The organism is Cupriavidus sp. FW306-1B-F12B, assembly GCF_058781795.1.
Genome location: NZ_JBYSXC010000002.1, coordinates 157342 through 181604 on the forward strand (window position 1 = coordinate 157342; position 24263 = coordinate 181604).

Sequence of the window (24263 nt, forward strand, 5' to 3'; positions counted from 1 at the left end):
GCCCGCGCAGCGCGCCGATGCCGGCATCATGACATGCCCGCGACCCGGTGTCAGGGGGCAGCGAAGTGGTCGAAGCTGGCGCCTTGGTACCGGGTCGGGTTGCCGGTACTGTCGACCAGCCGCAGGCCGGGCTCGGGCGTGATCGCGCCGACACGTGCGAGCGGCAGCGCCAGCCGTTCGCTGATCGCCGCAATGGCGTCGCGACTGCCGGCGGGCGCGGTGAAGCACAGTTCGTAGTCGTCGCCGCCGGCCAGCACGCATTCGCGCTGGATGGCATCGGGCTGGCTGGCCAGTACCGCCGAGCGCGGCAGCGCATCGACGTCGACCAGCGCGCCGACCTGCGAGCGTTCCAGGATATGGCCCAGGTCGCCGACCAGTCCGTCGGAAATGTCGAGTGCGGCATGCGCCACACCGCGCAGGGCCATGCCCAGCGCCACGCGCGGCGTGGGCGTGTCCATGCGCGGGCGCACCTGGCTGAACTCGGGCTCAGGCAGCAGCCATTCGCCGCGGCAGTCGCCCAGCGCCAGGCGGGCGTCGCCAAGCGTGCCGGAAATCCAGATATCGTCGCCGGGCCGCGCGGCGTCGCGGCGCAGCGCGGCGCGCAGCGGCACGTCGCCGAATACCGTCAGCGAAAGCGTCAGCGGGCCGCGCGTGGTGTCGCCGCCGACCAGTTCGCAGCCGTGGGCGTCAGCCAGCGCTAGCATGCCATCGGCCAGCTCGGCCAGCCAGGCGGGGTCGGCCTCGGGCAGGGCCAGTGCCAAGGTGAACGCGCGCGGCTCGGCGCCCATGGCGGCCAGGTCGGACAAGTTCACGGCCAGGGCCTTGTGGCCGAGTGCGCGCGGCGCCACGTCCGGGAAGAAATGCCGGCCGCTCACCAGCATGTCGGTGCTGATGGCCAGGTGGTGGCCGGGGCGGCCCTCGATCAGCGCGCAGTCATCGCCCACGCCGAGCGCGGCCTTGCGCACCGGCCGCGTGAAAAAGCGGCGGATCAGGTCGAACTCGGAAAGCGGGGCTGGCTGGGCGTGGGACATCGTCGTCGGGAAGATTCGCCCGCCGGGTGGGACGGGATTGGGGGCTGCGCGTTGCGCGAAGATGAATGGCGATCCGGGGCAATCCCGCGGCGCCTGCGCAGCGCGTCAGGATGGGGCGCGTCCGGCATTTCAGCAAGATACTGCCGCGCACGACAGCCATGACCATCGCGCGGTACGCCGCTTCTGCCGGCAGGCGCTACGCTTGCTGGTATTGCCCGGGGGGATGGGGCATATTGTACCGAATCGCAAAGGTGCCCCAAGTAAAAGGCTTATTGTGAAATAGTATTTCACTATATAAAATGCTGGGTTCCAAAGGAAGAGAAGGGCGGACACGTGGAGCCGGTCCGCCGATCGTCCCCCGCCTCGTCAATGACGGCTCCACCGATTGGAAGATGCGCCGATGACCAGCCCTCAGCAGTCCCCGTCCCAAGACGATCTGAAACAGCAGCAGCGTGAGGCGCTGCGCAAAGCGGCGCTCGAGTACCACGAGTTTCCCACCCCCGGCAAGATCTCGGTCACGCCGACCAAGCCGCTGTCGAACCAGCGCGACCTGGCCCTGGCCTATTCGCCGGGCGTGGCCGCCGCTTGTGAAGAGATCGTTTCCGATCCGGCCAATTCCTTCCGCTACACCGCCCGCGGCAACCTGGTCGCGGTGATCACCAACGGCACCGCCGTGCTGGGCCTGGGCGACATTGGCGCCGCGGCTTCCAAGCCGGTGATGGAAGGCAAGGCTGGCCTGTTCAAGAAGTTTGCCGGTATCGACGTGTTCGATATCGAAGTCGACGAGAAGGACCCGGAAAAGCTGGTCCAGATCATCGCCGCGCTTGAGCCCACCTTCGGCGGCATCAACCTCGAAGACATCAAGGCACCGGAGTGCTTCTACGTCGAGCGCAAGCTGCGCGAGAAGATGAAGATTCCCGTCTTCCACGATGACCAGCACGGCACCGCCATCGTGGTGTCCGCGGCCATCATCAACGGCCTGAAGGTGGTCGGCAAGGACATCAAGAAGGTCAAGCTGGTGGCCTCGGGCGCCGGCGCGGCCGCGCTGGCCTGCCTGGACCTGCTGGTCGACATCGGCCTGCCGATCGAGAACATCTGGGTAACGGACCTGGCCGGCGTGGTCTACGAAGGCCGTACCGAGCTGATGGACCCGGAAAAGGCGCGCTTCTCGCAAAAGACCGACAAGCGCAAGCTGGCCGAAGTGATCGACGGCGCCGACATCTTCCTGGGCCTGTCAGCCGCGGGCGTGCTCAAGCAGGACATGGTCCAGCGCATGGCCGACAAGCCGCTGGTGCTGGCACTGGCCAACCCCAACCCGGAAATCGCGCCGGAGCTGGTCAAGGAAGTGCGCCCCGACGCCGTGATGGCCACCGGCCGCACCGACTACCCGAACCAGGTCAACAACGTCCTGTGCTTCCCGTTCATCTTCCGCGGGGCGCTGGATTGCGGCGCCACCACCATCACGCGCGAGATGGAAATCGCCGCGGCCAATGCCCTGGCCGAACTGGCACGCCAGGAGCAGAGCGACATCGTCGCCACTGCCTATGGCATCCAGGACCTGTCGTTCGGCCCCGAGTACCTGATTCCGAAGCCGTTCGACCCGCGCCTGATCGTCAAGGTGGCGCCGGCCGTGGCCGAGGCCGCGATGAAATCCGGCGTGGCCGCCCGTCCGATCGAGGACATGGACGCCTACCGCCTGCAGCTGCAGCAGTTCGTGTACCACTCGGGCACGCTGATGAAGCCGATCTACGCCGCCGCGCGCAAGGTCGAGATGGATAAGAAGCGCATCGTCTTCGCCGAAGGCGAGCAAGAGCGCGTGCTGCGCGCGGTGCAGGTGATCGTCGACGAAAAGCTGGCCAACCCGATCCTGATCGGCCGCCCGGCCGTGCTGCAGCACCGCATCGAGCGCTTCGGCCTGCGCCTGCGCGCCGGCGTGGACTTCACCGTGGTCAACCCCGAGCACGATGAGCGTTTCCGCGACTATTCCGACGCCTATTACCGCATGATGGCGCGCGAGGGCATCACGCCCGAGTACGCCAAGCTGGAGTTGCGCCGCCGCACCACGCTGATCGGCGCAATGCTGGTCAAGAAGGGCGAGGCCGACGGCATGATCTGCGGCACCGTCAGCAATACCGCTGCGCACCTGCGCTATATCGACCAGGTGCTGGGCGGCACCAACAAGGTCTACGCGGCGATGAACGGCCTGGTGCTGCCGGGCCGCCAGATCTTCCTGGTGGATACGCACGTCAACGTCGACCCGACTGCCGAAGAGCTGGCACAGATCACCCTGATGGCCGCCGAGGAACTGAAGCGCTTTGGCATCGAGCCCAAGATCGCGCTGCTGTCGCATTCGAACTTCGGCTCGTCCGAAGCGCCTTCGGCCCGCAAGATGCGCGAAACCCTCGCCATCCTGCGCGATCGCGCCCCGGACCTGGAGATCGACGGCGAAATGCACGGCGACAGCGCGCTCGACCAGAAGCTGCGCGACCAGCTGGTGCCGGACGGCGCGCTCAAGGGCGAAGCCAACCTGCTGGTGTGCCCGAACATCGACGCGGCCAATATCTCGTACAACCTGCTCAAGGTTGCCGCGGGCAACAACGTCGCGATCGGGCCGATCCTGCTGGGCGTGAAGGCGCCGGTGCACATCCTGACGCCGTCGGCCACGGTGCGGCGCATCGTCAACATGACCTCGCTGGTCGTGGTGGATGCCGCCGCCAAGCGCTAAACCGCTGGTAGCGCCGGTTGCATGGCCGGTAACAGGCCAATGTGACGAAAAGCCGGGCTCGCCCGGCTTTTTTCACGTCCATATGTGCATGGTTAGTATGCGCACACATACGCTTAACATATTGAAACAATTGAAGAATTACCGCTGCCGCTGGGCCGGGATTGATTAATTGCGTGCATGCGCGTAACCTTACGCCTTTGATACAGGCGCTCGCCATGAGCGCCCCGGTGCGGCCGGCATCCATCGCGCTCCTCTACGGGTGGCGCAGGGCGCTGGCCAGGGTGGCCCGGACAGATCGTCTACCCAACCAGCGGCAGGCTCGATTTCCGGTTCAACCAAGACAAGCAACGTGGGTTTCCAAGTTTCTCTGATGCGGCACGCAACGCGCATGCTGGCCCGGTCCATGACCGGCGCGGCGCTGGTGCTGGCCCTGGCGCAGCCGACGCTGGCGCGGCAGGCGCAGACCGAAGGGATGGGAACCATTGCAGTGCAGCAGTTGCCCAACGATGCACGGCAGACCTTGGAGCGCATCGAAGCCGGCGGCCCGTTCCTGTATGAAAAGGACGGATCGAGATTCGGCAACTACGAACGCATCCTGCCTCAACGTGAACGCGGGTATTACCGCGAATACACGGTCAAGAGCGCCAGGAGCCGGAACCGGGGAGCCAAGCGGATCGTCTGCGGCGGGGAACAACGCGCTGCCAACGATTGTTACTACACGGAAGATCACTACAACAGCTTCAAACGGATACTCAAATGATGACTGACATTTTCGGATTGGGCGACGCCCTTGCCGCCCGCGAAGAGCGCGGCGCCGGAGATGGCTGGCAGCGGGCTCAGCAGCAGGCCCAGAACCTATACGACAACGTGCTGATGATGCCGAGCCAGGAGCTCATGCAAAAACTCCCGCCCGCGACCGCGCCCGTGGCCATGCCCGCCGGTCCCGGTTGGAACGACGGCACCAGCGAGGGGGCCATGAACCTGTTCAAGACGGTGCGTCCGAACATCGTCCAGTCGATCCGCGCCTTCCGCGTGCCTGAGCTGGCCCAGGCGGCCGCCGATCTCGGGCAGCATTTCCTCTATGCCAATTGCGCCCATTGCGCGAGCAAGGCGGAGGTACTGGAAACCATCGCCACGTCGTTCACCTTCCCGAAGCACTTCGGCAAGAACTTCGACGCGCTGGCTGACTGCCTGACCGACATGATCTACAAGGCCGGCCCGCAGCCGGGCTTTGTGATCGTGCTGGAAGGACTGCCGATTGCGCAGAAGTTCGACAAGGAAGGGCGCGAGGTGCTGCTCGACGTATTCCGCGACGCCGCCGAGTTCTGGGGCGAGCGCAAGGTGCAGTTCCGGGTGTTTTATTCGTTCGCCTGAGCGCACTGCCTGAGCCCTTGCAAGGCGAATCAAGCAAAAAGCCCGCAATTGCGGGCTTTTTGCTTTCCGGCGAGGTGCTGGTCTTATGCCTGCGCCGGCAGATGTCCATGGGGCGTGAGGCGGTCGATCAGCTCCGGCAGCCCTTCGCTCAGTTGCGCGGCCACGTCGTCCTGCGACATGCCGGTGGTCCGTGCCAGCGATTCGAGCGCGCCGGTGTCGCCCAGCGCGCTGCTCAGCGCCGACGGCGTGACCGGCTGGTTGGCGCCGCTGCCGATCCACGAGTTCACCTGTTCGCCCAGCCCGGCCTGCGCCAGGATCTGCTGCAGCGCGCCGATGCCGCCGGCGGCCGCGCCCAGTGCCTGGCTGTTGGCCGGCGCGCCACCCTGGCCGCCAAGCAGGCCGCCGAGCAGCGAGCCAAGGTCCAGGCCGCCGGTGGCGCCGCCGGGCGCAGCGCCGGCACCGCCGCCGCCGAGCATGCCGCCCAGCAGCCCGCCGAGGCTGCCCAGTCCGCCCAGGCCATCATCGACAGGCGCCGCATCGCCGGCTTGCCCGCGGCCGCGCATGGCCAGCGTTGCCAGCAGACCAAGCGCCATCATCAGCTTGGGGTCGAGCCCTCCGGTACTGCCTGCCTCGCCACGCGCGCCGCCGAGTTGTCCGAGCACACCGCCCAGCACGCTATCGAGTAGTCCCATGGTCGACTCCTTTCAGTCAGGGTTGCAAGGTTGACGCGATGACCGGATGGCCGCCGTCGTCAGAATCCGCCAAGCAAGGCGTTAAGGGTTGCCAGGCATGCCAGCCCGGCGGTTTCAGTGCGCAGGATGCGGGGGCCGAGCGACACGCCGGTGAAACCCGCCTGTCTTGCCGCCTGCTCTTCCTCGGGCGCCAGGCCGCCTTCGGGGCCGATCAGCAGCGTGACGCCGCCGGCCAGCAAGGTTTCGCGCTGTTCGGCGATGAACGCTGGCAGCGAGTGCGTGGCGCGCGGCGATACCAGCAGCCTGGCACCGCCAGCCGCGGACTGCGCCAGCCATGTCTCAAAGTTAGCGACCGGCGCAACCTCCGGCAAGCGATTGCGGCCGCATTGCTCGCAGGCGGCCTGCACCAGCGCCTGCCAGTGCGCGTGGCGCTTGTGCGCGCGCTCGCCCGACAGGCGCACCACCGAGCGGCTGGCCTGCAGCGGCTGGATTGCCGTGACGCCCAGTTCGACTGCCTTTTCGATCAGCCAGTCCATCTTGTCGCCGCCGGCCAGGCCCTGGGCCAGCGTGACACGGAAGGGCGGCTCGGCTTCGGCCGCGTCATGCGCGCCGATGCGCGCCAGCGCGTGGCGCTTGCCCAGCTCGACCAGCGTGGCCGCGTGGCTGCCGCCGCGGCCGTCGAACAGCGTCATGGCGTCGCCCGGCGCCAGGCGCAGCACCTGCGCGTGGCGTACCACCGGCTCGGGCAGCGGGAAATCGGATTCGGCGGCCAGGACGGTATCGGTGCCGCCGACGAAGAAGCGTGGTGCCATCAGCTTGCCTGGCCTGCTGCCTGTTCCAGCGGCTTGCCGAAGCCCCAGCGGTAGCCGTCGGGATCTTCGACCATGCAGTAGCGGTCGCCCCAGAACTGGTCGGCCGGCGCCATCAGGCTGACCGCGCCGGCGTCGACCGCGCGCTGGTGCATGGCGTCGACATCGTCGCAATAGACATAGAAGGTCTGCGGGCACTCGACGCCCAGCGAGCGCGGCGTGCGCGCGGTGCTGCCCCAGGCGCCCTCGGGCGCGAACATCACCACCAGTTGGCCCTGGTAATGCATCTCGGCATGGGTCGGCACGCCGTTTTCGTCGACCACGTTGCCGGCGGTGAAGCCGAAGGCGCGGCTGTAGAAGTCCAGTGCGGCGCGCCCGTTGGCGACGGTCAGGTAGGGGGTGAGCCAGGGGGTGTTGGCCGGTCTGGTCATGATCGTCTCCTGAGTGCGGGAAACCCGGCGCGGCTGGCGTGCCGCGCGGTGCGAGAGTGCATCTTACGCGTGCCGCGCTACGCTGTCGAAGTGCGGCGCAGCGGCGAAGCTGGCGCTGTCGGGGTGAAGCATCAGGCATGTCAGGGCCTGGATAGTTCCGGTGCCGGGGGCGGGGCCGTGCCAGGCGGCCTGCGGTGATCGCGCGGACTGCGCCGCGGGGGCTGTCCGGGAGTCCGGAAAACCCCCTAGCTTCTGCTAAAATTGCGGTTTTCCTGCCGTCACCGTCAGGCTCACGCCCGCTCACGTCCAAGACCGCCCGCATGTCCGCCCTTGCCCATCCCGCCACAAGCCCTTTTGCTTCCCAGCCCGCCAAGCTGATGGCCGACGCCATCCGCGTGCTTGCCATGGACGCCGTCCAGCAGGCCAATTCCGGCCACCCCGGTGCACCGATGGGCATGGCAGACATCGCCGTGGCGCTGTGGGGCCGGCACCTGAAGCACAACCCGAGCAACCCCCAGTGGGCCGACCGCGACCGCTTTGTGCTGTCCAACGGCCACGGCTCGATGCTGATCTATTCGCTCTTGCACCTGACCGGCTATGAGCTGCCGGTGGAAGAACTGAAGAATTTCCGCCAGCTGCACAGCAAGACCGCCGGCCACCCGGAATACGGCATCACCCCGGGCGTGGAAACCACCACCGGCCCGCTCGGCCAGGGCATCACCAATGCAGTCGGCATGGCGCTGGCCGAACGCCTGCTGGGTGAAGAATTCAACCGCCCCGGCTACGACATCGTCAATCACCACACCTATGTGTTCCTGGGCGATGGCTGCCTGATGGAAGGCATCAGCCACGAGGCCTGCTCGCTGGCCGGCACGCTGAAGCTGAACAAGCTGATCGCACTGTGGGACGACAACGGCATCTCGATTGACGGCGACGTGGTGCACTGGTTCAACGACGATACCCCGAAGCGTTTCGAAGCCTACGGCTGGAACGTGATCCGCGGCATCGACGGCCATGACGTGACCGCCGTCGACATGGCGATCTCGCAGGCCAAGGCCAGCGACAAGCCGACCCTGATCTGCTGCCGCACCAAGATCGGCAAGGGCGCCCCGAACAAGGAAGGCGGCCACGACGTGCACGGCGCCCCGCTGGGCGGCGCCGAAGTGCTGGCCACGCGCGAGGCGCTGGGCTGGGCCCACGCCCCGTTCGAAGTGCCGGCCGAGGTCTACGACGCCTGGGACGCCAAGGCCAACGGCCAGGCGCTGGAGCGTGCCTGGAACGCGCTATTCGATTCGTACGCCGAGCGCCACCCGTATGAGGCCGGCGAGTTCCGCCGCCGCATGAAGGGCGAGCTGCCGGGTTCCTTCGACGCCGCCGTTGAAGCCTTTATCGCCAAGTGCGAGGAAAAGGCAGAGACCATCGCCACCCGCAAGGCCAGCCAGAACACCATCGAGGCCTTCGGCCCGGTGCTGCCCGAGTTCCTCGGCGGCTCGGCCGACCTGACCGGCTCGAACCTGACCAACTGGTCGGGCAGCCAGGCCGTGCGCGTGGATGCCTGGGGCAACCATATCAACTACGGCGTGCGCGAGTTCGGCATGAGCGCCGTCATGAACGGCATCACGCTGCATGGCGGCTACATCCCCTACGGCGCCACCTTCCTGACCTTCTCGGACTACAGCCGCAATGCGCTGCGCATGGCGGCGCTGATGAAGATCCGCTCGCTGTTCGTGTTCACCCATGACTCGATCGGCCTGGGCGAAGACGGCCCGACCCACCAGTCGATCGAGCACGTCGCCAGCCTGCGCCTGATCCCGAACATGGATGTCTGGCGCACCGCCGACACCACCGAGACCGCCGTGGCCTGGGCCGAGTCGATCCGCCGCGAGAACGGCCCGAGCTGCCTGATCTTCAGCCGCCAGAACCTGCCGTTCCAGCGCCGCGACGACGTCACCCGTGCCAATATCGCGCGCGGCGGCTACGTGCTGCGCGACAGCGTCAACCCGAAGACCAACCGTCCGGACGCCGTGATCCTGGCTACCGGCTCGGAAGTCGGCCTGGCCGTCGGCGCCGCCGATGCACTGGCCGCCGAAGGCGTGCACGTGCGCGTGGTCTCGATCCCTGCGACCACCGTGTTCGACAAGCAGGACACCGCCTACAAGGCCAGCGTGCTGCCGGCCGGCGTGCCGCGCGTGGCGGTCGAGGCGGGTGTGACGGACTTCTGGTGGAAGTACCAGGTCCAGGCGGTGGTGGGCATCGACACCTTCGGTGAATCGGCCCCGGCCGGCGTGCTGTTCAAGCACTTCGGCTTTACCGTCGACAACGTTGTCCGAACGGTAAAGGACACCCTTATCTAAGCATCCGGGCGCTGGAGCCGCGTGGTGCGCCGCGCGGCCGGTGCGGCGCCCACCGGTTTCAATCGATCCTCAGGAGAGACAGTCATGACCATCAAGATCGGCATCAACGGCTTCGGCCGCATCGGACGCATGGTGTTCCGCGCCGCAGTCGCCAACTTCAAGGACATCGAAGTCGTTGGCATCAACGACCTGCTGGAGCCCGACTACCTGGCGTACATGCTGAAGTACGACTCGGTGCATGGCCGCTTCGACGGCGAAGTGTCGGTCGACGGCAACACCCTGGTCGTCAACGGCAAGAAGATCCGCCTGACCGCGGTCAAGGATCCGGCCGAGCTGAAGTGGGGCGAGATCGGCGCCGACGTGGTGGTCGAGTCGACCGGCATCTTCCTGACCAAGGAAGGCGCGCAGAAGCACCTCGACGCGGGCGCGAAGAAGGTGATCATGTCGGCTCCGTCCAAGGACGACACCCCGATGTTCGTGTACGGCGTGAACCACGAATCGTACAAGGGCGAGGCGATCATCTCCAACGCCAGCTGCACCACCAACTGCCTGGCACCGGTGGCCAAGGTGCTGAACGACAAGTGGGGCATCAAGCGCGGCCTGATGACCACCGTGCACGCTGCCACCGCCACCCAGAAGACCGTTGACGGGCCGTCCAACAAGGACTGGCGCGGCGGCCGCGGCATCCTGGAAAACATCATCCCGTCGTCGACCGGCGCCGCCAAGGCCGTGGGCGTGGTGATTCCGCAGCTGAACAAGAAGCTGACCGGCATGTCGTTCCGCGTGCCGACCTCGGACGTGTCCGTGGTCGACCTGACCGTCGAGCTGGAAAAGCCGGCGACGTACGAAGAAATCTGCGCCGAGATGAAGGCCCAGAGCCAGGGTGCGCTCAAGGGCGTGCTGGGCTACACCGAAGACAAGGTCGTCGCCACCGACTTCCGCGGCGACGCCCGCACCTCGATCTTCGACGCCGAAGCCGGCATCGCGCTGGACGGCACCTTCATCAAGGTCGTGAGCTGGTACGACAACGAGTGGGGCTACTCGAACAAGGTGCTGGAAATGGTCCGCGTCGCGGCCAAGTAATCCGGCAGCTTCCGCGGTAATGAAAAACGCGCCTTCGGGCGCGTTTTTCATTTTCCGGCGCTGTGATATTCAGCCAGCCGGGCGGGGCGCCAGCGGGCGCGCGTCGATTGCGTCGCCGTCCACCAGGAAATGGCCGCCAGCCACGTGGTGGATGGTGCGCAGCGCATCATGGCCGTTGAAATGCCAGCGCCCGTTGCTGAACACGCGCGAGTCCGCCTGCGCGGCCACGACTTCGCCAAGGAACAGGTCGTAGGTCTGCTGCGTGGCCGGCTCCGGCAGCAGCCGGCATTCCAGCCAGGCCGCGCAGCCCTCCAGCAGCGGCGCGCCCACCGCCGTGCCGGCAAAGGTGCCGAGGCCGTAGGCGTCGAACTTGTCGGTGCCTTCCTGCTCCATCAGCGCCAGGCCCGAGCTCGAGCCCAGCGCCTCGGTCAGGTCGACCTGGCTGACGGTAGGGACCTGCAGCACGAACTCGTCGCTGTCTTCCAGCAGGCGCCGGGTCCAGGTGCTCTTGTCCAGCACCACTGCCACCTTGGGCGGAGCGAAGTCGAGCGGCATGGCCCAGGCGGCGGCCATGATATTGCGCTTGCCGCCCGCGGCGGCGCTGACCAGCACGGTGGGGCCGTGGTTCAGCAAGCGGTAGGCTTTCGGGAGTGGTACGGGCAGGCGGAAATGTTCAGGCATGATGGCCGGGATCGAGCCGTCAGAAAAGAATGATAAAAATGGGAACCGCGGACCCACTATACCCCGATGCACGAGTGCATGTTGCGGCGCGGGAAATGTTCACATATGCGGTCAATAGTGGAAAAAGAGCGCAATTTTTCAGAAATATGGCGTAGACGGCCATTTCAGAAATGCCGAATTTGCTTTCCGAGCTTGTTTTTTCCTCTTACACTATTAAGACGCCGTTGAAATCTGATGTGCAGCCAGTGCAAGTGGTGGGGCCATCTAGCTAAGAATAATCCGACCGAGGCCTGATCATGGTGAACGTAGACACGAAGCTTTTAGTGATCTTCACCGAACTACTGAGCAAGCGAAACGCCACTTATGTAGCGGAAAAGATGCATATGACCGCACCGGCCGTATCGCACTCGCTGGGCAGGCTGCGTGAAATCTTTGACGATCCGCTCTTCATCCGCGTCCCGCATGGCCTGACGCCAACGCCGCGTGCGCTGGAACTGGGGCCGAAGATCCGCGACATGCTGGACTTGTGGTCGTCGATCAACGAGGGCGATGCCGACAATTTTGATCCGGCCATTGCCACCGGCACGCTGAGCATCGGCTTTGCCGCCGAGCTGGGCGACACGGTATTCAACCGTTTTGTGCTGCGTATCAAGCAGCTGGCGCCGGACCTGCATATCAAGCTGGTCGAATCCCATTCATGGGAAACGGACGTCGCCTCGATGCGCGCCAACGAACTTGACCTGGCCTTTTCGCCGTTCCCGACCCGCCACCCGGAAATCGTCGAGGAAATGGTGACGTCTCTGAACCTGTGGGTTTGCGCGCGCAAGAGCCATCCGGTGCTCAAGAACCACTGCTCGCTGGAGCAATACCTGGATTGCGGCCATATTTTCATGGCGCATTCCGGCGGCTCCGGCCGCCCGGCGCCGTCGCTGATTCCGCTCGACTACGCGCTGCAGCAGCGCGGGCTCAAGCGCAATGCGACGCTGACGGTACATTCATGGCGTGCCCAGGCCGAACTGGCCTCGCAGACCGACATGATCTTCACCGTCAATGCGCTGACCAAGGACATGGCCTGCGAGACCTATGGCCTGAAGGCCTTCCCGCTGCCGTCGGAACTGAACACCACGCTCGGCCTGAACATGTTCTGGCACCGCAGCCGCAACACCCATCCGATGCTGGTGTGGGCGCGCAACCTGTTCCGCCAGGTAGTGGGCGAGTTTGTCGGACTGCCGCCGGCACGCCCGGCACGGGTGGTCACCGAACAGGACCTGCAAGACCTGCAGGCGCCCTGAGCAGCATCCTGCGGCGAGCAGTCCAAACAAAAAACCGGCGCCTGGCGCCGGTTTTTTGTTGCCCGTCTGCGCTCCGCGCTGGAGCGTGCAGGCTTATCGTTTGGGTCTGTGGGGACAGTCTGTTTTGGTGCAGTTGCCGTACAGCGACAGTGCATGTTCCTGCAGCGTAAAGCCGCGCTCGCGCGCAATGCTTTGCTGGCGGTGCTCGATTTCAGAGTCGAAGAACTCCTCGACGCGGCCGCAGTCGAGGCACACCAGGTGGTCATGGTGCTTGCCTTCGTTGAGTTCGAAAATCGCCTTGCCGGATTCAAAGTTGTTGCGCGAGAGCAGGCCTGCCTGCTCGAACTGGGTCAGCACGCGGTAGACGGTGGCCAGGCCGATATCCATATGCTCGTTCAGCAGGATACGGTAGACGTCTTCCGCGCTCAGGTGCCGCTGTTCACTGGTCTGAAAAATTTCAAGAATCTTCAGCCTGGGCACGGTCGCCTTCAGGCCGATGTTCTTGAGGTCCGCCGGACTCGGCATGTGGGTGACTCCCTAGAGTACAATGACTGGATAGTTGAATCATAAGGGTTTTGGCAGCAAAAGTCGCTCGCGGTAGTGATGTCCCAGGTCGACGTCACGCGCCCGGCACGGTTGCCGTCCCATGTGGTTGTCGCGGCAGGCGCAACAGGCGTGTGTGGTGCAATCGGCGCATATTGCGCCGTTTTTGTGCCCGCTTTGCAGTACCTTGCCGCGGTACTTTTCTTTCCCTCCCGGAAGCGAGATACATGCGTTCTATCCGTTCGTCCGCCATGCGCCCGACGCTGGTTGTCTCCCTGCTGGCCGCGGCCCTGCTGGCCGGCGCCTGCTCAGCCTACGATTCCACCTCGCGCAAGGTAGCCAACGCCATCACGCCGTACCGGATCAACATCGTGCAGGGCAATTTCGTCTCGCGCGAGGCCGTATCGCAACTGCGCGAAGGCATGACGCGCGACCAGGTCAAGTTCCTGCTCGGCACGCCGCTGCTGAATGACGTGTTCCACGCCGACCGCTGGGACTATGTGTTCTCGTTCCGCCGCGGCAACACCCCCGTGGTGCAGCAGCGCCGCTATACGGTGTTTTTCGAAGGCGACCGGCTGGTCAAGTTCGGCGGCGATGAACTGCCGTCCGAGTATGAGCTGATTGCCGAGATCGACGGCATGAAAAAGGCGCTGAAGGACCAGACGCCGGGCAAGATCTCCACCGGCGCGGCAGCCGCCGCGGCCGCCCCGGCCGAAGCGCAGACCACGGTAGAGAACTTTGTGCCGCGGCAGGCGCAGCAGCCGGAAGCGGCACCCGCCGCTGCGGCATCGCCGGCCGCTCCCGCCGAGGCAGCGGCGCCGGCCCAGGCCCCCGCGCCGGCCGAAGCCCCCAAACCGGCCGCCAACTGATCGGCCGCACGGCGCGCCGGCGGCGGCGCGCCACCAGTTTTCCGGGCCGGTCAGGCATGGCCGGCTCGATCACTTTCCGCGCATTGCGCATATTCCGCTGAGCCAGACACCATGAACATCGCCATTGCAGGCGCATCGGGCCGCATGGGCCGCATGCTGATCGAACAAGTGCTGAACACCGAGGGCGTGAGCCTGGCGGGCGCGCTCGACGTGCCGGGCTCGCCGGCGCTAGGACAGGATGCGGGCCTGCTGCTGGGCCGGCAGACCGGCGTGGCGATCAGTTCCGATGTGGAAGCGGTGCTGGCCGGCGCGGACTGCCTGATCGACTTCACCCGCCCCGAAGGCACGCTGGCCCACGTGGCCGCGGCGAAGAAGCTGGGCGTGAAAATGGTGATCGGCACCACCGGCTTCGACGAGGCCGGCAAGGCCGCGCTGGCCGAGGCCGCCAGGTCGATCGGCATCGTCTTCGCCGCCAACTTCAGCGTCGGCGTCAACGCCACCTTCAAGCTGCTGGAAGTGGCCGCCAGGCTGCTGTCGACCGGCTATGACATCGAAGTGATCGAGGCGCACCACCGCTTCAAGGTCGACGCCCCGTCGGGCACCGCGCTGAAGATGGGTGAAGTGATTGCCGATGCGCTTGGCCGCGACCTCAAGACCTGTGCCGTCTATGCCCGCGAAGGCCACACCGGCGAGCGCGATCCCAACTCGATCGGTTTTGCCACCGTGCGCGGCGGCGATATCGTCGGCGACCACACCGTGATGTTCGCCGGCATCGGCGAGCGCATCGAGATCAGCCACAAGTCGTCCAGCCGCCAGTCGTATGCCGACGGTGCCGTGCGCGCCGCCCGTTTCCTCGCCGACAAGCCCAACGGCCTGTTCGACATGCAGGACGTGCTGGGCCTGAAGTAAGGCGCCGCGGGGCGCGCAGGGCCGAAACTGGCCTGCCGCCACGGTTATAATCGTCTTCTTTCGCATTGCACGCCCGGCGGGCGCCGCGCAAGCGGCGCGCCCGCTGCTCTCATTCCAACGATTCCCCCGGATGCCGGCAGGCCAGTTGCCGCGCAAACGTTGTCCTGACTGCTGTCCCGACCATGCAAGACAAATACCTTCCTTCCGCCGTTGAACAAGCCGCCCAGCAGCACTGGCAAGCCATCGACGCCTATCGCGTGTCGGAGCATGCGGCCGGGGCCGACGGCAGGGAAAAGCCCAAGTTCTACGCCTGCTCGATGCTGCCGTATCCGTCGGGCAAGCTGCACATGGGCCACGTGCGCAACTACACCATCAACGACGTGATGGCGCGCTACCTGCGCATGAACGGCAACAACGTGCTGATGCCGATGGGCTGGGACGCCTTCGGCATGCCGGCCGAGAACGCCGCGCTGAACAACGGCGTGGCGCCGGCGGCCTGGACCTACGACAACATCGCTTACATGAAGAAGCAGATGCAGTCGATGGGCCTGGCGATCGACTGGTCGCGCGAAGTCGCCACCTGCAGCCCGGACTACTACCGCTGGAACCAGTGGCTGTTCCTGAAGATGCTGGAAAAGGGCATCGCCTACCGCAAGACCGGCACCGTCAACTGGGACCCGGTCGACCAGACCGTGCTGGCCAACGAGCAGGTCATCGACGGCCGCGGCTGGCGCTCCGGCGCGGTGGTGGAAAAGCGCGAGATCCCGATGTACTACCTGCGCATCACCGAGTATGCGGAAGAACTGCTGGGCGACCTGGACCAGCTGGGCTGGCCCGAGCGCGTCAAGGTGATGCAGCAGAACTGGATCGGCAAGAGCGTGGGCGTGCGCTTTGCGTTCCCGCACGACATCCCGGGCGAGGACGGCAAGCCGATCAATGACGGCAAGCTGTACGTGTTCACCACGCGCGCCGACACCATCATGGGCGTGACCTTCTGCGCGGTCGCCGCCGAGCACCCGCTGGCCACCCACGCCGCGCTGAACAACCCCGAACTGGCTGCCTTCATCGACGAATGCAAGCACGGCTCGGTCATGGAAGCCGACATGGCGACCATGGAGAAGAAGGGCATGCCGACCGGCCTGCAAGTGGTGCACCCGCTGACCGGCGAGAAGGTCGACGTGTGGGTCGGCAACTACGTGCTGATGAGCTACGGCGACGGCGCCGTGATGGGCGTGCCCGCGCACGACGAGCGCGACTTCGCCTTCGCGCTCAAGTACAAGCTGCCGATCAAGCAAGTCATCGACGTGAAGGGCCAGCCGTACTCGACCGAAGCCTGGCAGGAATGGTACGGCGACAAGGAAAACGGCACCTGCATCCACAGCGGCAAGTACGACGGCCTCGGCTACCCGGCCGCGGTCGAAGCCATTGCCGCCGACCTGGGCGCCAAGGGCCTGGGTGAGAAGAAGGTGACCTGGCGCCTGCGCGACTGGGGCATCTCGCGCCAGCGCTACTGGGGTACGCCGATCCCGCTGATCCACTGCGACAGCTGCGGCGTGGTGCCGGTCCCTGAGAAAGACCTGCCGGTGGTGCTGCCCGAAGACCTGGTTCCGGACGGCACCGGCAACCCGCTGGCCAAGGATGCGCGCTTCCTGCAGTGCACCTGCCCGTCGTGCGGCAAGCCGGCGCGCCGCGAGACCGACACGATGGATACCTTCATCGACTCGTGCTGGTACTACATGCGCTATACCTGCCCGGATGCGGCCACCATGGTCGATGCGCGCAACGATTACTGGATGCCGATGGACCAGTACATCGGCGGCATCGAGCACGCGATCCTGCACCTGCTGTACGCACGCTTCTGGACCAAGGTCATGCGCGACCTGGGCCTGGTCAAGTTCGACGAGCCCTTCACCAACCTGCTGACGCAGGGCATGGTGCTCAACGAGACCTACTACCGTGAAGACGCGTCGGGCAAGAAGCACTGGTACAACCCGGCCGAGGTCGACCTGCGCACCGACGAGCGCGGCCGCCCGGTGGGCGCCACGCTGATCGCCGACGGCCAGCCGGTGGTGATCGGCGGCGTCGAGAAGATGTCGAAGTCCAAGAACAACGGCATCGATCCGCAGGCGCTGATCGACCAGTACGGCGCCGACACCGCGCGCCTGTTCGTGATGTTCGCCGCGCCGCCGGAGCAGCAGCTGGAATGGAGCGGCTCGGGCGTCGAGGGCGCCTCGCGCTTCCTGCGCCGCGTGTGGAACTACGGCTATGCCAATGCCGCGGCCATCCGCGACGGCGCCGGCGGCAAGCCGACTGCCGATGACGCCGACCTGCGCCGCGAGATCCACGGCGTGCTCAAGCAGGCCAACTACGACTACCAGCGCATTCAGTACAACACCGTGGTGTCCGCCACGATGAAGATGCTGAACGCGCTGGACGACGCCAAGACCGCTTCGCCGGCCGCGCGCCGCGAGTGCTTCGGCATCCTGCTGCGCGTGCTGTACCCGGTGGTGCCGCACGTCACCCACGGCCTGTGGGACCAGCTGGGCTACGCCGCCGAAGCCGGCGACCTGCTCGACGCGCCGTGGCCGCAGGTCGATGAAGCCGCACTGGTGCGCAGCGAGATCGAACTGGTGCTGCAGATCAACGGCAAGGTGCGCGGCAGCATCACCGTGCCCGCCGAAGCCGACCGCGCCGCGATCGAGGCAACCGCCGCCGCAAGCGAGACCGTGGCCAAGTTTGCCGAGGGCAAGGCGCCGAAGAAGATCGTGGTGGTCCCCGGCCGCCTGGTCAACGTGGTGTTGTAAGCTGGCCCCGGAACCTGACAAGGAATCGCCAAGAATGAAGCGACTGAACATGGGGCGCCGCAAGGTGCTCGCGGCAATGCTGGCAGTGCCGGCAACGGGCCTGCTGGCCGGTTGCGGCTTCCACATGCGCGGCAACGCGGATTTCGCCTTCAAGCGGCTCTATATCGGGATTCCGGCCAATTCGCTGATGGGCGCGGACCTGCGCCGCGCCATCCGCGGCGGCTCCGACACCCAGGTCGTGGCCGACCAGAAAGAGGCCGACGCCCTGCTGGACGTGCTGCAGGACACCCGCACCAAGTCGATCCTGTCGATCACGACCGAGGGCGTGGTGCGTGAATACCGCCTGACGCAGCGCTTCACCTTCCGCCTGCGCGACCCCGCCGGCAAGGAACTGATCGCGCCGTCGCAGCTGGTGCTGACGCGCGACCTGACCTACAACGAAGCCAACACGCTGGCCAAGGACTACGAAGAGCAGCAGCTGTACCGCGACATGCAGCGCGATATCGTGCAGCAGCTGATGCGCCGGCTGGCCGCCGTCAAGGCCATCTGATCACGGCATGCAGCTCAAGCTCGACGGGCTCGACGCGCACCTGAGGCAGGCCAAGGCCAAGGGCCTGGCACCGCTGTACGTGGTGCATGGCGACGAACACCTGCTGGTGCTGGAAGCCGTCGACCGCCTGCGCGCCGCGGCGCGCGAAGCCGGCTTCTCCGAGCGCGACGTGCTGGTGGCCGAGCGCGGCTTCCACTGGGGCCAGCTGGTCGAGGCGCAGCAGTCGATGTCGCTCTTTGGCGACCGCAAGATCGTTGAACTCCGCATCCCGTCGGGCAAGCCCGGCAAGGACGGCGGCGAGGCGCTGCGCGCCGTGGCCGCCCAGCCGTCGCCCGACGTGGTGCTGCTGGTGACGCTGCCGCGGCTGGATTTTGCCGCGTCCAAGTCGGCCTGGTTCCAGGCGCTGGAAGGCGCCGGCGTGTCGATCAAGGTCGACACCGTGGACCGCACCCGGCTGCCGGCCTGGGTCGGCGAGCGGCTGTCGCTGCAGCAGCAGCGCGTCGAAGGCGGCGAGCCGGGCCGGCGTGCGCTGCAGTTCATCGCCGACAAGGTCGAGGGCAACCTGCTGGCGGCGCACCAGGAAATCCAGAAGCTGGGGCTGCTGTACCCGCCCGGCGAACTCACCTTCGACCAGGTGCACGATGCGGTGCTGAATGTGGCCCGCTATGACGTGTTCAAGCTGTCTGAATCGATGCTCTCTGGCGACGTGCCGCGGCTGGTGCGCATGCTCGAAGGGCTGCGCGGCGAGGGCGAGGCCACCGTGCTGGTGCTGTGGGCGCTGACCGAGGAAATTCGCGTATTATCCAAGGTCCGGCAAGGGCTGGCGGCCGGCAAGCCGGCGGGTGTGCTGATGCGCGAGCTGCGCGTCTGGGGCCCGCGCGAGCGGCTGGTGCCGCAGGCCGCGCAGCGCCTGGCGCAGCCAAGGCTGGAAGCGGCGCTGGCGCTGGCGGCGCGGCTGGACCGCCAGGTCAAGGGCCTGTCGGACCTGCCGCCACCGGGCGGCAGCCCGCTGCCGGCGGAACCATGGGACGGGCTGCAGCAGCTTGCCCTGATGATCGCGCGCTGAACGCGCAACTCCACAGGTTTGCTTCCCCCGCCGCGTGCGGCGGGGGGACGGAAAACACACTGACGGCCACCACCCCAGGGCCACTGACATGAACGAGCTCGACCTCAACCAATACATGGACCGCGTCGGCCGCCAGGCCCGCGCCGCGTCGCGCGCCATGGCGCGTGCCTCCACGGCCGACAAGAACCGTGCGCTGCTGACCATTGCCGCGGCCATCCGCCGCGATGCGGACAAGCTCAAGGCGGTCAACGCGCGTGACCTTGAACGCGCCCGCGCCAACGGCCAGGACGCCGCCTTCATCGACCGCCTGACGCTGTCGGACAAGGCCATCGCCACCATGGCCGCGGGCCTGGAGCAGATCGCCGCGCTGGCCGACCCGATCGGCGAGATCTCGAACATGAAGTTCCGCCCGACCGGCATCCAGGTCGGCCAGATGCGGGTGCCGCTGGGCGTGATCGGCATCATCTACGAGTCGCGCCCCAACGTGACCATCGACGCCGCGGCGCTGTGCCTGAAGTCGGGCAACGCCACCATCCTGCGCGGCGGTTCCGAGGCGATCGAATCGAACACTGCGCTGGCCGCGCTGGTGGCCGAAGGCCTGGCCGAAGCCGGCCTGCCGTCCGAGGCCGTGCAGGTGATCGAGACTACCGATCGCGCCGCCGTGGGCCGTCTCATCACCATGACCGAATACGTCGACGTGATCGTGCCGCGCGGCGGCAAGAGCCTGATCGCGCGGCTGATGGAAGAAGCGCGCGTGCCGATGATCAAGCACCTGGACGGCATCTGCCACGTCTATATCGACGCCGATGCCGACCTGGACAAGGCCGTGCGCGTCTGCGACAACGCCAAGACGCAGCGCTATGCGCCGTGCAACACCATGGAGACGCTGCTGGTGTCGCAGGACATCGCCGCCGCCGCGCTGCCGCCGCTGTGCCGCATCTACCAGGAGAAGGGCGTCGAGCTGCGCGTGTGCCCGGCCACCCGCGCCACGCTGGAAGCCGCCGGCTTCGCCGGCCTGGTCGATGCCGCCGAGGAGGACTGGCGCCTGGAATACCTGGCGCCGATCCTCGCCATCAAGACCGTGGCCGGACTCGACGAGGCCGTCGCCCATATCAACGAATACGGTTCGCACCATACCGATTCGATCATCACCGAGAACTACTCGGCGGGCATGCGCTTTATCCGCGAGGTCGATTCGGCCAGCGTGATGATCAATGCCTCGACCCGCTTTGCCGATGGCTTCGAGTATGGCCTGGGCGCGGAGATCGGCATCTCCAACGACAAACTGCATGCACGCGGCCCGGTCGGGCTGGAAGGGCTGACCTCGCTGAAGTACGTGGTCTTCGGGCACGGCGAGATCCGCACCTGACGCTCGCGCGCCAACAACAATAACAATCGTTCTCGAACGTCTCTCTGCCGATGCTCTGGGTCAAAGCGCTGCATATCGTCTTCGTGGTCTCGTGGTTCGCCGGCCTGTTCTACCTGCCGCGCATCTTCGTCAATCTGGCGCTGGAAACCGACGCCGCCAGCACGCAGCGCCTGTTGCTGATGGCGCGCAAGCTGTTCCGCTTCATGACCATGCTGGCGGTGCCGGCGGTGGTGTTCGGGCTGTGGCTGTACCTGGGCTACGGCATCGGCCGCGGCGCGGGGCAGGGCTGGATGCACGCCAAGCTGGCGCTGGTGCTGGTGCTGATCGGCTACCACCACGGCTGCGGCGTGCTGCTGCGCAAGTTCGAGGCGGGGCGCAATACGCGCTCGCACAAGTTTTATCGCTGGTTCAATGAGCTGCCGGTGCTGGTGCTGCTGGCGGTGGTGATCCTGGTGGTCGTCAAGCCGTTCTGAGCCTGGCGCCCGGTCTGTTGTTGCCAATCCTGTTGCGGAACCGAAATGAGCAAGCTGGTTGACTATTATCTGACGCCGCAGTCGCCGTACGTCTACCTGGGCCATGCGCGTTTTGCCGCCATCGCCGAGCGCCATGGCGCGCAGGTGAACCTGAAGCCGTGCGACCTGGGCAAGGTGTTTTCCGTCTCCGGCGGGCTGCCGCTGTCGCAGCGCCCGCCCCAGCGCCAGGCCTACCGCCTGGTGGAGCTGGCGCGCTGGAGCGAATTCCTGGGCCTGCCGCTGCATTCGCAGCCGACGTTCTTCCCGGTATCGGGCGACGCGGCCAGCAAGCTGATCATCGCGGCGCAGCTGGCGCACGGCACCGCCCGCGCGATGCAGCTGACCGGCGCCATCGGCGCGGCAGTGTGGGCGCAGCAGCGCAATATCGCCGATGCCGCCACGCTGGCGCAGATCGCCGACGAGGCCGGCCTGGACGGCGCCAGCCTGCTCAAGGCCAGCGAGGCGCAGTCGGTGCAGGCCGCCTATGCGCAGAACACCCAGGACGCGATTTCGGCCGGCGTGTTCGGCGCGCCGTGGTACGTCCATGACGGCCAGCCCTTCTGGGGCCAGGACCGGCTGGATTTCCTCGAGCGCGCCCTGGCGGCGGCTTGAGCTAAGCTTCGGATAGATCCCCGTCCGCTACGGCGGACGTTTTTGTTTGCAGGAAACCCAACACATGACCCAAGCCTTCTTTGCCCCTTGCCCGCGCGGCCTGGAGAGCGCGCTCGCCGAAGAACTGCGCGAGATCGCCGCGATGCCGGGCATGGCCGCGCTGGCGCCGTTCACGGTGCACCAGGAGGTGCCGGGCGGCGTCAATTTCTCGGGCGAGATGGCCGCCGCCTATGCGGTCAACCTGCATTCGCGCATTGCCAGCCGGGTGCTGATGCGCGTGGCCGCGCGCGGCTACCGGCATGAGGACGACATCTATACGCTGGCACGCGGCGTGCGCTGGGAGCAGTGGTTTTCGCCCGATGAATCGCTGCGCGTGGACATCACCTCGCACAAGTCGCCGCTGCGCAGCCTGAATTTCACCGCGCTGCGCGTCAAGGACGGGGTCTGCGATGCCCTGCGCGAGCGCGTGGGTGCGCGCCCGAGCGTCGATACCGCCAGCCCGGATGTGCGTATCTATGCCCACCTGACCGAGCGTGACTGCACGCTGTACCTCGACACCACCGGCGAGCCCCTGTTCAAGCGCGGCTGGCGCACCGAGAAGGGCGAGGCGCCGCTGAAGGAAAACCTGGCCGCCGGCATTCTGCGCCTGGCGGGCTGGGTGCCGGGCCAGACCTTCCGGCCCTTCTACGACCCGATGTGCGGCAGCGGCACCTTCCTGATCGAGGCCGCGCAGGTAGCGCTGGGCATCGCGCCGGGCGGCAGCCGCAGCTTTGCCTTCGAATGGCTCAAGGGCATGGACACCAAGGCCTGGCAGAAGCTGAAGTCGGACGCGCAGCGCGCCCGCATGCTGGCCTCGGCCGATGAGCTGCAGGTGGTGGGTTCGGACATCTCCACCGACATGCTGGCCATCACGCGCGCCAACTGGGAGCGTGCCGGCCTGCCGGGCGAGGCGCGCACCAAGCAGGTGGATGCGCGCTTCGTGCAGCCGCCTTTTGATGAGCCGGGTTTGCTGTTGATGAATCCCCCGTACGGCGAGCGCATCGCGGTGCGCGGCCAGCGCCGCCTGCCAGAGGAAGAGATGCCGCGCGACGAGGTGGAGGAGGCCGCCGCCAACCAGTTCGCCAGTGCCTTCGCCGCCACGCTCAAGCAGCATTTCGCGGGCTGGCAGGCGTGGGTGTTTACCGGCGACATGGGCTTCCCGCGCCGGCTGCGGCTCAAGGAGTCGCGCCGCACGCCGCTCTACAACGGCAATATCGAGTGCCGGCTGTTCCGCTTCGACATGGTGCGCGGCGCCAACCGGGCGCCGCAGGCTGACTGACGGCGCCGGGCCGCCGGGTCAGGGGCGCTTGCGCCCCGTCAGTGCGTCAGGATTGCGGCTGAAGTCCGCCAGGAAGCCCTGCAGGCTGACCACCGGCTCCTGCAGCAGGTGGCGCGGCAGGTCGAACAGCGCGTAGATGAATTCTTCATTGCCTTCGCAGCGCTCGGCCGGCAGGCAGTATTGTTCCCAATCCACGCACGCCGGCGTGTACATGCCGTTGCCGGGCCAGAAGAACGGCACCAGCCGGCCTTCGCGCAGGCCTTCGATCAGTGCCGCCGGGGCGTCGTAGGCCTCGGCCGATTCCACCTGGCTCATCAGCCCGGCGCGGGTCTCGATCACCATCAGCGTGGCGTGGCCCTGCGCGGTCAGCAGCAGGATGCCGGCCGGGTTGGGGTACAGGTAGTACTCGACAAAACCATAGCGCGCGATCAGCTGGCGCACGCGCTCGGTGATGGCCGGATCGGACAGGAACGAGAACGAATGCCGCGTCAGCAGCTCGCGCAGCGTGCGCGACAGCGTGGCGAAGTACGCCTGCTGCATGGCCTCGATTTCCTGGTCCAGCCGCTCGACCATATTGCTTTCATGCTTCTTCACGTAGCGGTCGATCAGCCCGTGGTTGAAGCCCTGCACGGCGATGCTCTCGTCGGCGGTGCCGGTCAGCAGGATGGTCTTGCAGGGCAGGTCCTGCAGCGCCTGGCAGAATTCCAGCCCGTCCATCTGCGGCATCGAATAGTCGACCACCACCACGCCCGGCTGCAGGAAGCGCTTGAAGTCGTGGATCTGGCGGTAGATGCGGTCGATGTCGAGCTGCACGGTGCGCCGCTCGGTCAGGAAGGTCAGGTCGTCGTGCGTCACGCGCACCGGCAGGAAGCCCGGGAAGCGGGTGGCATAGGCCTCGCGGATCCATTGCAGCGCTTCACGCGGGTCGGTGAAGGTGATCACCGCGCGCGAGGCATCCATCTGGAACGCCAGGCTGTCGATGAACGACTTGCTGTCATCGACCAGGACGGTCAGGACCGGGTGATGGAAGACCGACAGGTTCCTGTCGTGCGGGTTGAAAGTCATGGAGCGGCGGGCAGGGGTTCGGCGCAGTGGTTCGGCACGGGCGTGGCGCAAGCGGCAAGCCAGTGTGCGCATTCGCAGGCCAGTATAGCGCGCCACGGCTGCCTTGCAAGGCACGCCTTGCAGCCAGGGCCGGCGGCGGGAGGAGCCCGGCGGGCGCCGGGCTGGGGAAGCGCC

General features: G+C 66.6%; 22 protein-coding genes. 15 read left to right on the top strand and 7 right to left on the bottom strand.

Annotation, left to right across the window (positions count from 1 at the left end; translation table 11 throughout):
• Window positions 1-50: 50 nt before the first annotated feature.
• On the bottom strand, window positions 51-1031 hold the full coding sequence (thiL, locus tag AC3WLE_RS04025) for a thiamine-phosphate kinase (RefSeq protein ID WP_492356086.1): 981 nt from the start codon (window positions 1029-1031) through the stop codon (window positions 51-53).
• A 400-nt stretch (window positions 1032-1431) separates the two neighbouring features.
• On the opposite strand from thiL, the gene AC3WLE_RS04030 reads away from it, so the two are divergent.
• The 3 genes from AC3WLE_RS04030 (at window position 1432) to AC3WLE_RS04040 (ending at window position 5130) form a co-directional block, all read left to right on the top strand.
• Window positions 1432-3756: an NADP-dependent malic enzyme gene (locus AC3WLE_RS04030; RefSeq protein WP_492356085.1), complete on the top strand. Its 2325-nt coding sequence runs from the start codon at window positions 1432-1434 to the stop codon at window positions 3754-3756.
• A gap of 388 nt (window positions 3757-4144) precedes the next feature.
• On the top strand, window positions 4145-4516 hold the full coding sequence (locus tag AC3WLE_RS04035; RefSeq protein WP_492320287.1) for a guanyl-specific ribonuclease: 372 nt from the start codon (window positions 4145-4147) through the stop codon (window positions 4514-4516).
• Window positions 4513-5130: a barstar family protein gene (locus AC3WLE_RS04040; protein WP_010813204.1), complete on the top strand. Its 618-nt coding sequence runs from the start codon at window positions 4513-4515 to the stop codon at window positions 5128-5130. Before AC3WLE_RS04035 ends, AC3WLE_RS04040 begins: the two co-directional genes overlap by 4 nt.
• An 83-nt stretch (window positions 5131-5213) precedes the next feature.
• On the opposite strand, the gene AC3WLE_RS04045 is transcribed toward AC3WLE_RS04040, so the two are convergent.
• Genes AC3WLE_RS04045 through AC3WLE_RS04055 form a run of 3 tightly spaced genes read right to left on the bottom strand, consistent with a single transcriptional unit; the run spans window position 5214 to window position 7062 of the window.
• Window positions 5214-5822, bottom strand: a complete 609-nt coding sequence (locus AC3WLE_RS04045; protein WP_492356084.1) for a YidB family protein — start codon at window positions 5820-5822, stop codon at window positions 5214-5216.
• A 59-nt stretch (window positions 5823-5881) separates the two neighbouring features.
• The gene (locus tag AC3WLE_RS04050) at window positions 5882-6634 is read right to left on the bottom strand and encodes a 16S rRNA (uracil(1498)-N(3))-methyltransferase (protein ID WP_492320285.1); all 753 of its coding nucleotides are present in this window, start codon (window positions 6632-6634) and stop codon (window positions 5882-5884) included.
• On the bottom strand, window positions 6634-7062 hold the full coding sequence (locus AC3WLE_RS04055; RefSeq protein ID WP_010813207.1) for a VOC family protein: 429 nt from the start codon (window positions 7060-7062) through the stop codon (window positions 6634-6636). Before AC3WLE_RS04055 ends, AC3WLE_RS04050 begins: the two co-directional genes overlap by 1 nt.
• Window positions 7063-7382: 320 nt before the next feature.
• On the opposite strand from AC3WLE_RS04055, the gene tkt reads away from it, so the two are divergent.
• Together tkt and gap are read left to right on the top strand one after the other, a co-directional pair.
• The gene (gene tkt / locus AC3WLE_RS04060) at window positions 7383-9416 is read left to right on the top strand and encodes a transketolase (protein ID WP_492320284.1); all 2034 of its coding nucleotides are present in this window, start codon (window positions 7383-7385) and stop codon (window positions 9414-9416) included.
• Window positions 9417-9500: 84 nt separating this feature from the next.
• Complete coding sequence (gene gap, locus AC3WLE_RS04065) at window positions 9501-10499, top strand: type I glyceraldehyde-3-phosphate dehydrogenase (protein WP_492320283.1); 999 nt, start codon at window positions 9501-9503, stop codon at window positions 10497-10499.
• A gap of 69 nt (window positions 10500-10568) precedes the next feature.
• Here the strand turns inward: gap and AC3WLE_RS04070 are convergent, their stop codons facing one another.
• Window positions 10569-11180, bottom strand: coding sequence for a flavin reductase family protein (locus tag AC3WLE_RS04070; RefSeq protein WP_492356083.1), 612 nt, complete (start codon window positions 11178-11180; stop codon window positions 10569-10571).
• Window positions 11181-11476: 296 nt separating this feature from the next.
• Here AC3WLE_RS04070 and AC3WLE_RS04075 point away from each other — a divergent pair, with 296 nt between their 5' ends.
• Window positions 11477-12472, top strand: coding sequence for a LysR family transcriptional regulator (locus AC3WLE_RS04075; RefSeq protein ID WP_037023510.1), 996 nt, complete (start codon window positions 11477-11479; stop codon window positions 12470-12472).
• Between the two features lie 93 nt (window positions 12473-12565).
• On the opposite strand, the gene fur is transcribed toward AC3WLE_RS04075, so the two are convergent.
• A complete protein-coding gene (fur, locus tag AC3WLE_RS04080; protein WP_010813212.1) occupies window positions 12566-12997 on the bottom strand; it encodes a ferric iron uptake transcriptional regulator in 432 nt (143 codons plus the stop codon).
• A gap of 245 nt (window positions 12998-13242) precedes the next feature.
• On the opposite strand from fur, the gene AC3WLE_RS04085 reads away from it, so the two are divergent.
• From AC3WLE_RS04085 to AC3WLE_RS04125, 9 genes are all read left to right on the top strand, one after another.
• Window positions 13243-13884 carry an outer membrane protein assembly factor BamE gene (locus AC3WLE_RS04085; RefSeq protein ID WP_492320280.1) on the top strand — a complete coding sequence of 214 codons (642 nt, stop codon included), beginning with the start codon at window positions 13243-13245 and terminating at the stop codon, window positions 13882-13884.
• Between the two features lie 111 nt (window positions 13885-13995).
• Window positions 13996-14793, top strand: coding sequence for a 4-hydroxy-tetrahydrodipicolinate reductase (dapB, locus tag AC3WLE_RS04090; RefSeq protein WP_010813214.1), 798 nt, complete (start codon window positions 13996-13998; stop codon window positions 14791-14793).
• 182 nt (window positions 14794-14975) lie between these two features.
• Window positions 14976-17597, top strand: coding sequence for a leucine--tRNA ligase (leuS, locus tag AC3WLE_RS04095; protein ID WP_492356082.1), 2622 nt, complete (start codon window positions 14976-14978; stop codon window positions 17595-17597).
• A gap of 34 nt (window positions 17598-17631) precedes the next feature.
• A complete protein-coding gene (locus AC3WLE_RS04100) occupies window positions 17632-18147 on the top strand; it encodes an LPS-assembly lipoprotein LptE (RefSeq protein WP_340522111.1) in 516 nt (171 codons plus the stop codon).
• A 7-nt stretch (window positions 18148-18154) separates the two neighbouring features.
• Window positions 18155-19213, top strand: coding sequence for a DNA polymerase III subunit delta (gene holA / locus AC3WLE_RS04105; protein ID WP_010813217.1), 1059 nt, complete (start codon window positions 18155-18157; stop codon window positions 19211-19213).
• Window positions 19214-19301: 88 nt separating this feature from the next.
• Window positions 19302-20582 (top strand): glutamate-5-semialdehyde dehydrogenase, encoded by a 1281-nt coding sequence (locus tag AC3WLE_RS04110; RefSeq protein ID WP_492356081.1) that lies wholly within the window; start codon window positions 19302-19304, stop codon window positions 20580-20582.
• Window positions 20583-20632: 50 nt separating this feature from the next.
• Window positions 20633-21055, top strand: a complete 423-nt coding sequence (locus tag AC3WLE_RS04115) for a CopD family protein (RefSeq protein WP_010813219.1) — start codon at window positions 20633-20635, stop codon at window positions 21053-21055.
• Window positions 21056-21100: 45 nt separating this feature from the next.
• Window positions 21101-21706 (top strand): 2-hydroxychromene-2-carboxylate isomerase, encoded by a 606-nt coding sequence (locus tag AC3WLE_RS04120; protein ID WP_492356080.1) that lies wholly within the window; start codon window positions 21101-21103, stop codon window positions 21704-21706.
• Between the two features lie 64 nt (window positions 21707-21770).
• Complete coding sequence (locus tag AC3WLE_RS04125; RefSeq protein WP_492320275.1) at window positions 21771-23024, top strand: THUMP domain-containing class I SAM-dependent RNA methyltransferase; 1254 nt, start codon at window positions 21771-21773, stop codon at window positions 23022-23024.
• An 18-nt stretch (window positions 23025-23042) separates the two neighbouring features.
• On the opposite strand, the gene AC3WLE_RS04130 is transcribed toward AC3WLE_RS04125, so the two are convergent.
• Window positions 23043-24089 carry a response regulator gene (locus AC3WLE_RS04130; protein WP_010813222.1) on the bottom strand — a complete coding sequence of 349 codons (1047 nt, stop codon included), beginning with the start codon at window positions 24087-24089 and terminating at the stop codon, window positions 23043-23045.
• Window positions 24090-24263: the final 174 nt, after the last annotated feature.